Annotated in this window: 6 protein-coding genes; 2 read left to right on the forward strand and 4 right to left on the reverse strand. The window is 70.0% G+C overall.

Annotated features, from left to right (window positions below; all coding sequences use genetic code 11):
• Positions 1 to 748 precede the first annotated feature (748 nt).
• Positions 749 to 1,555: a VldE C-terminal domain-containing protein gene (locus tag KME75_RS38345; RefSeq protein ID WP_219419845.1), complete on the forward strand. Its 807-nt coding sequence runs from the start codon at positions 749 to 751 to the stop codon at positions 1,553 to 1,555.
• Between the two features lie 1,095 nt (positions 1,556 to 2,650).
• Here the strand turns inward: KME75_RS38345 and KME75_RS38350 are convergent.
• From KME75_RS38350 to lnt, 3 genes are all read right to left on the reverse strand, one after another.
• A complete protein-coding gene (locus KME75_RS38350; RefSeq protein WP_219419846.1) occupies positions 2,651 to 2,917 on the reverse strand; it encodes a hypothetical protein in 267 nt (88 codons plus the stop codon).
• Positions 2,918 to 2,997: 80 nt separating this feature from the next.
• Positions 2,998 to 3,651, reverse strand: coding sequence for a thioredoxin-like domain-containing protein (locus tag KME75_RS38355; protein WP_219419847.1), 654 nt, complete (start codon positions 3,649 to 3,651; stop codon positions 2,998 to 3,000).
• On the reverse strand, positions 3,648 to 5,321 hold the full coding sequence (gene lnt, locus KME75_RS38360; protein WP_246633656.1) for an apolipoprotein N-acyltransferase: 1,674 nt from the start codon (positions 5,319 to 5,321) through the stop codon (positions 3,648 to 3,650). The genes KME75_RS38355 and lnt overlap by 4 nt, the downstream gene beginning before the upstream one ends.
• Before the next feature lie 1,439 nt (positions 5,322 to 6,760).
• Here lnt and KME75_RS44410 point away from each other — a divergent pair.
• Positions 6,761 to 7,111: a hypothetical protein gene (locus tag KME75_RS44410; protein ID WP_246633655.1), complete on the forward strand. Its 351-nt coding sequence runs from the start codon at positions 6,761 to 6,763 to the stop codon at positions 7,109 to 7,111.
• Here the strand turns inward: KME75_RS44410 and KME75_RS47215 are convergent.
• A complete protein-coding gene (locus KME75_RS47215) occupies positions 7,035 to 7,220 on the reverse strand; it encodes a DUF3040 domain-containing protein (RefSeq protein ID WP_372452756.1) in 186 nt (61 codons plus the stop codon). The genes KME75_RS44410 and KME75_RS47215 overlap by 77 nt on opposite strands.
• Positions 7,221 to 7,334 lie beyond the last annotated feature (114 nt).

A 7,334-nucleotide genomic window follows, 5' to 3' on the forward strand; every position in this document is an offset into this window, starting at 1 on the left:
CTGCGGGTCGATCTTGTGGTGAGAACTCCCTATCGGGGGACCCCACGCTCTCACCAGCACCGCGCAGATTGTCCGATATGAGCGTGTCGCGCTCACGTCGCGCTACGATCTTGCTGAGATCACCTCAATGCACACCCCGCCTGGGTCAATCTCCTCGCCAACCTTTCGAGGTGCGGCTCGAGCGTCTGAATGGCGATCGGCCGCACGGACAGCAGCAGTTCATGAACCGCGTGTTCTCATGGAAGAGACAGCAGGAGTCGACGGCCGAGTGAGTGGGCGCACTACCGCCGTGGACGCGACGGGTGCGAGCACCGGGGACAGCTGAGGGGTGTGATACACCCTTTTGCCACTGTCATCGCCGGAGCACGTCGGGCATGGTGGTGTGCGTGTTGCGGGGCGTGACCGGGTCGTGGCCAGGAGCGACGGCGGCACGATCCCCCCGACCATGGACGGGCACCGCAGCGTGAACCCCGCTCAGCACGCGGCTCTCGCCCTCCGCCGGCTCGGGATCAGGCTCGCCATCCTGGGCGTCGTCGTCGGGATGATCGCGGCTTTCGGGGCTGCCGCCTTCTTCGGCGTGAGCGTGCTCATGACGCCGCCCGCACGCACCTTCGGTTGCTACCCGGCCCCGACGGCAGTCCCGATCGAAGCAGACGGTTCCTCAGGTATGACGCCGGAGCAACGGCGGAACGCCGCGGTCATCGTGGCGACCGGGCGTGCGATGGGTGTTCCGGAACGGGGACTGTGGGTGGCTCTCGCAACAGCCCTGCAGGAGTCGGGCCTGCGCAACCTCGACTACGGCGACCGCGATTCACTCGGACTGTTCCAGCAACGCCCGTCGCAGGGATGGGGCAGCCCGGCCGAGGTCCAGGACCCTCGATACGCAGCGACCCAGTTCTACGACCGGCTCGTCGACGTACCCGGGTGGACGGAGATGCCACTGTGGCAGGCTGCCCAGACGGTGCAGCGGTCCGCATTCCCGACGGCGTACGCCAAGTGGGAACAGACAGCAGCAGATCTACTTTCCGAGGTGGACACCAGCGAGCTGGGAGCGTCCGGCACCCAGGAGTGTGCACCGCCCCCACCAGGCTCCGTCACACCGTACGAGGGCGGCGGAACGGGATGCGTCGAGGACGACCCAACGACCAACGGTTGCGTAACGCGCGTTACTGCCTACGCGCTACGGCAGGCCGAGGTGGCGTTCGGCGGACTACGGGGCGGAGCCCTCATCCGGTCCAGCGGGTGCTTCGCCCGCCGACCGGCGAATCCGACCAGTGACCATCCGCTCGGCAAGGGCTGCGACTTCTTTCCCGGGGAGGGTGGTCGCTTCGCGCAGGGCGTGGAGATCGAGAACGGCTGGCGGGCCGCCGAGTGGTTCCGGCAGAACGCCGAGGCGCTGCGGGTGTCCTACATCATCTGGCAGGGACGGATCTGGTCGCCGGGAACTCCAGATGCCGGCGAATGGGGTCGCGCCTATACCGGCGGTGGCGTGTACGACCCCGACGACGCCGTCGGCGGGCACTACGACCACATCCACGTCAGCTTCGAGCGGTGACCCACAGACGCCTCAAGAGTTCGCTCGCGCTCACGACTCGTGGCGAACGTTTCTACTCCCCCCGTCGAGTGGCGCCCACGTCGCCGCGGACCCGACCCGGGCGCGGATCCACGACACGTCCATCTCGCTCGATCTCCCGAACGGGCACAAGCTCGCCTCGAGGTCGAGAACGTCGTCGAGTGCGACGACGAGTATGGCGATCACGCCCTCGTCGGCCCACGGCTTGCGTCTGTGGTCCGGGGAGCAGATTGGGCTCGGAGGCGAGCCGCCACGGTCCCCGTTGGAAGGGCTGGTGGATCGGAGACGGCACGAGTGTGCTCCGCCTCCAGGAGGCAAGTGCCGTGTCTGGTCGGAACCATCCACGGTGCTGGGCGGGAACCTCGTCGGCCTGATCCTGGGCGCGGCCATCTACGCGCTGTTCTACTTCCTCAGCCTGTTCATGGGCGGCATCCTGGGCTTCGGGCCGGTCGCCGTCGGGCTGGCCTTCCTGCCGATGGCCGCTGCTGTCGCAGCCGCTTCAACCGTCGCCGGCAGGGCGCTTGCGCGCGTCGGTGCGAGGCGGCTGTTCGTGGTTTCGACCTTGCTCGTCACCACTGCACGACGGGGCCGGGGCCAGGTCGGTGGTCCGGTCGTCCCGGACGGCCAGGGCTTCTTCAGCGATGCGGTCCACCAGGACCACTTCCACCTGGGGATCACTCCGACGAAACCGCCCGCTGGGCCGAGCGCGGGAAACGCCGATGATCCCGGGCGGAATGGGGCGCTCTGCTGCACGTGCGGGCCGGCGGTGGAACCGGCCGAGCTGCACGCAGCAGCCCGCGGAAGGCGCCGGCCGTCCGTGGTCGTCGGCGCCGGTCCTCCGGTTGCAATCGAGAGGTGGGTAGACGTGACCACGACCCAGGCGTCTGGTGTACGCGCTGGCCTCGCGCGATCGGCTCGGTCCACCGGACGGTCCACGCGTGCGCATCACGGTCGCACCGGCCCCTGCAAGGTACACACGGCCGACAGCGACGACCGCCCGGGTGGGCGCGCGTCCGCGCGGCCAGCGCCACGGGCCCGTGCACGGTTGCGGGAGGAGAAGGTGCCACTCCCCTTTGGTCAGCTTACCCGGTCGAGACGACTGACGGCATGGTAGGCGCGACCATCTGGGCGCCGGTTCACTGGGAAGTTCTCGCACTTGACGAACACCTGACCGCCGACGCGCTGGTCGAGGGTGCGGGAGGTGATAACGGGCGTGTGGTGACCGACGTCTTCCAGGCGTCGGGCCGCAGCACGGACGTCGTCGACGGAGATCACGGTATCGGCGGGACGGACTCCACCGCCTTGAGCAGCGTTGAGCGATCCGGGTTCGTCATAGCGCCTCACGAGCGGAGGCGTGGTGGACTACCTGAGAACTACCCGATGCGGTAAAGGGGTTCAAATCAACCGGCCTCGCCCGGGGCGACTCAGCCCCCTGCCGGCGGGCCACCCTTCCCGCGCGGCTCCGGCGGAGTGTAGGGGTTGTCGCGCAATGCCATGATGAACTGCTCGAACCGGGAGTCCTCCGGCGCATCGAGCACCAGCCGGTGCCCCCAAGCTTGGAGCGACACCGGCGCATCGAGCCCCGGGTAGGGCGACAGGAACAGGTAGGGATCCCCGCGGACGCGGCCGGTCAACGCCTCGAGCGTGACGGGCGTGGTGCGTGCGGGATCGTAGGTGATCCATACCGCGCCGTGCTCGAGGGAGTGCACCGCGTCGGCATCGCGCACCGGATCCGGGAACACCACCCCTGAGCACGCAGCCCACGAGGTTGCGTGCGGCCCGCCCACCGGTGGCCGCGATGCGTAGCCGGGCTCGTCACCCGGGGGGACGTGCTCGCCCCTGGGAATCTTCTCGATGCGGACGCCCGGGATCGCCGTCGAGGGATCCGGCCGGTCCGGTGACGGGGTGAGGGCGGCGAGCTCGCGCGCGGCGTCGGAGGGGATGAGCATGTCCAGTGCGATGCTGCCGTAGGTGAGCGCCGCAACCAGGAGGATCAGCAGGACCGCGACCGCCCCGAAGCGTCCGCGACGGCCCACCTGATCGCCGGTCGGTGGAGTGTCCTCCCCGCTGCCGCTCATGCTTCCCCGGGCACGGGCGCGCGCCGACGCGCGCGCCGCCGAACCTGCTCGGTGAGGGCGGGCGCCATGAGTGCGACGACCGCGAGCAGGAGGAACGGGAGGTCACCGACGCGCGCGTACGGCGTGAGCCCGGTGCGCAGCGGCACGCTCTCGCGCAGCAGGCCGGGCGCCCCGAGCTCGGTCTGCGCCACCACCCGGCCGTCCGGGAGGACGACAGCCGAGTAGCCCGTCGGGGCGGCCTGCAGGACCGTTCGGCCGAACTCCCGGGCCCGCAGCCGCGCGGCCGCGACCTCGATCGCGGGGACCTCCTCGGTCACGTACGAGGCCGCGTTGGTCGGCACGAGCACGATCTGGCCGCCCGCGGTGACGGCCTCGCGCACCCGGTCGGCGAACAGCACCTCGTAGGAGATCACCACCCCCAGCGGCCCCACCGGGGAGTCGAGGAGGGCCTCGCCCTCACCGACGATCGCGTCCCGAGGAACGAGCGCAGTCAGATCGGTGATGCGCTCGAGCAGTTCCCGGCCGGGGATGTACTCCCCGAAAGGGACCCGGTGCTCCTTCTCGTACCGGCCGAGCCGCTCGCCGTTTGCACCCCACAGGATCGCGGCGTTGCGGAACCCGGAGCCTGCACTCTCCGCGACGCCGACGACGACCGGCGCGTCGAGTGCGCGGGCCAGCGCGGCGACCCGCTGCTCCGCCATGGTCCCGGCGATGGAACCCTTGACACTGATCACGGCCTCCGGCAGCAGCACGAGGTCCGGCGTCCCGGTGATCTGTTCGGCCACGGCGAACTGGCGGTCGGTCGTGTCCTGCGGGTTCGTGAACACCGCGCGCAGCCCTCGGGGCCCGCCGCCCTGCACGACGGCTACGTCGAGGCTGCCGGTCGGCGTGGTCGTGACGGCCGCTCCTGCGGCGAGCGGGGCACCGGCGAGGAGGGCGGCCGTGCCGACGGCCACCAGTCGACGCTTTCCACGAGCGAGGAACACCGCCGCGAGCCCGACACCCGCTGTCCCCGCAACCGCGGTCACCAGCAGCGAGCCGCCGACCGGGGCGGCGAGCGCGAAGGGCCCGTCGAGCTGGCTGAGCACCAACGCGGGCAGTGGGAAGCCGTCGAACGGGAACCGGGTCTGAGCTGCGTCGAGCAGCACCAGCGCCGCCGGGAGGGCCCACCAGCCTCCCGACCACCGACCGCTTCGGGCCGTGGGAACCAGCCCGACCGCAACGGCGAGCATGACGGTCTCGAGCAGCACGACGGCGACGTAGCCCGCAACGGCGAATCCGGTCAGCCACACCAGCGTCGCCGCGTAGAGGACGACTCCGGCGAGCGCGCCGAGCAGCAGCCGCGCCCGGAGCCCTCGGCCGTAGAGCGCGATCGTCAACGCAGCGACTCCGAGCGGCAGCACTGGCCACCAGCCCCGCGGTGGCGCAGCCAACGCCCACGCGGCCCCGCACGCAACCGCGAGCGCAACCGCACCGGGCAGCGGCACTGCCGCTGTTGCACCGGGCTGTGCCGGGTCCACAGGACCGGCGCCGCGGGAACAGGGGCTCCTGTCGGTGGCAACCACGTCGTGCACGACTTCTCGATCAGTTCGCAACGGATCGTCCACGATGTCGCGGCAGAGCCATCGCGCACCAACCCTCTCCGTCGGCCCCGGCAGACGCACACGCATCACCGTCGCACCCACCGGGTGCAACTTCGTACGTTACCTACGGCCCAACTCCGTATGAGGTGCAGGGCCGCCTTCTCCCCGCACCGCCGAGCAGCGGACACGGCCAGGCCGAGGCCAAGCGCGAGGCGAGGCACTGACATCCCGGGGCATTTCTGGACATTTCTTGCCTGTTCGGCCCGACAACCCGCGACGCGGGGCTGGTGCCCAACCCGCTGACCCGCAAGGCCGTGGGTCTCAATGTCCGTGGACCGGATGGCGGCGATGCGGACGGCTCTCGCGTCGCACCGGGCGGCCACGATCTCGCTGATCCGGTGGAGGGCAGGTCGACCCGTTCCCGATGCTGGACCTGTTCGACAAGGAGGGCGCACCGATCGCGAGCATTGCCGAGCACCGCCTGTCGAGGCCTCTGGTTTCAGCAGGACGTCCGCTCACCTGCGGGTTGTCCCCGACGCAATCGGCTGGTTCGGTGGGCTCGTGGGTGCCGGCCGGATACCCGCTCGTCAGGTTCAGGCTGCTACCCACAGCTCGGGAACAGACACGAGCACCGCGGACCCGACCTTCTACCGCAGCGCCGCCGAGGCCGCGGCCGCGCCGCCGGCGCAGCTCGCCTACGTCGTCGGATTCGACCGCACGAGGGAGTGCCGGATGGCCTCGCCGTCATCGACGTCGACCCGGCATCGTCGGAGCACGGCCGGGTCACCGCGGGTGGGCAGACCTGCCCACCCGCGGTGACGAGCTGCACCACTTCGGTGGAACGCCTGCAGCAGTAGCTGAAGCACGAGGGCCACGGTCCCGACGCCCTGGCGCGGCGCTACCTGCTGCTGTTGACGCGGGTCCTGGCCGCCTGCCGGACCCGGGTGAACCCAACCGCCCGCACGCGGCGTGCAGCTTGGCCGCCACGGCGCCCACCGCCGGGATCCACTCGGAGTTCAGGTCGGCGCGGTAGCCGATCGAACGAACCGCTTGGTGCCCCTCGAAAATGCGTAGTGTGCTCGTGCCATCCCACGCGGCGCCGGGTGCGAAGCCTTGGTCGATCTTCGGGACCATCGCGACCATTGCGGCCCGGCCTGGAAGATCCCCGAGAGGCGGACCAGGGTGCACTCGTCGGCGTTCGCGGTAGGGACCGCCCTTGCGGGCGGCCCCCCGCACAGATCCCAGCGTGCGGGATTACCGCACTGGGCTCCTGCCTCGGGTTCTGGCGTCGAAGCGCACGACGGGGAAGGGATGCCGTGGTCGGGCGGGTGGTAGCCATCGTTTGGTGATGCGGTCCATCCGTGTCCAGTTGAGGCGTGTGCGCTGGCTGCGGCGCCGCAGCGCCCTGTGCCAGTGTCGCCCCACCTGGGTGCCACCTGGGTGCGGAAGGATGCGACCGCGTCGGTGTTGCCGGGCACGGCGTAGTAGGCGAGGTGTCCTTGCACGACACGTCGTAGCCATTGCCCTTGTTCCGGGACGGGTTGATGTCGGCGTTGCTTGAGCTGGTCTTTGACCTCACGCAGCTTCGCCCTCATCCGCTTCGAGATCGTGATGCGCCGCACCCAGAAACGCCCATTCTTGGTCTTCGCACACAGGTGTGTGAAGCCGAGGAAATCGAACGTTTCAGGCTTAGGCAGACCCTGCGCTGCTCGTCGCCGAGCGGCATGCCGCCCAAACTCGAGCAACCGGGTCTTGCCAGAATGCAGTTCCAGCCCGAACTTCGCGAACCGCTCACGGAGATCAGCCAGGAACCGTTGCGCGTCTTCCTGATACTCGAAGCCCGCGGTGAAATCGTCGGCGAAACGCAGGCGATCTAGCACAGCTGGGTGACCGCGATCTTCGAACGCTCGGGTGAGCGAGGCTCGGATCCTCGGCCTGGAGCTCCCGCTCGATCGCTTCCAGTCGCCGCCGCTCGTAAACATTCAGCGGTGTGGTGGCATGGCGTGATCGCCGGTCGGCCGTTCGGCCTCCGGTGCGCTCGGCTCGGTGTCCGTGGTCAGGTGGGCGCGGGTAGTGCCGGCATCCAGGGGTGGCCGGTGA

Origin of the sequence: Pseudonocardia nigra, assembly GCF_019396355.1 — a bacterium.
GTDB classification, from domain to species: domain Bacteria; phylum Actinomycetota; class Actinomycetes; order Mycobacteriales; family Pseudonocardiaceae; genus Pseudonocardia; species Pseudonocardia nigra.

Excerpts from the sequence above, each read along its gene's own strand:
- lnt (WP_246633656.1), bottom strand. The coding sequence starts at position 5,321 with ATGCGTGTGCGTCTGCCGGGGCCGACGGAGAGGGTTGGTGCGCGATGG.
- KME75_RS38355 (WP_219419847.1), bottom strand. The coding sequence starts at position 3,651 with ATGAGCGGCAGCGGGGAGGACACTCCACCGACCGGCGATCAGGTGGGC.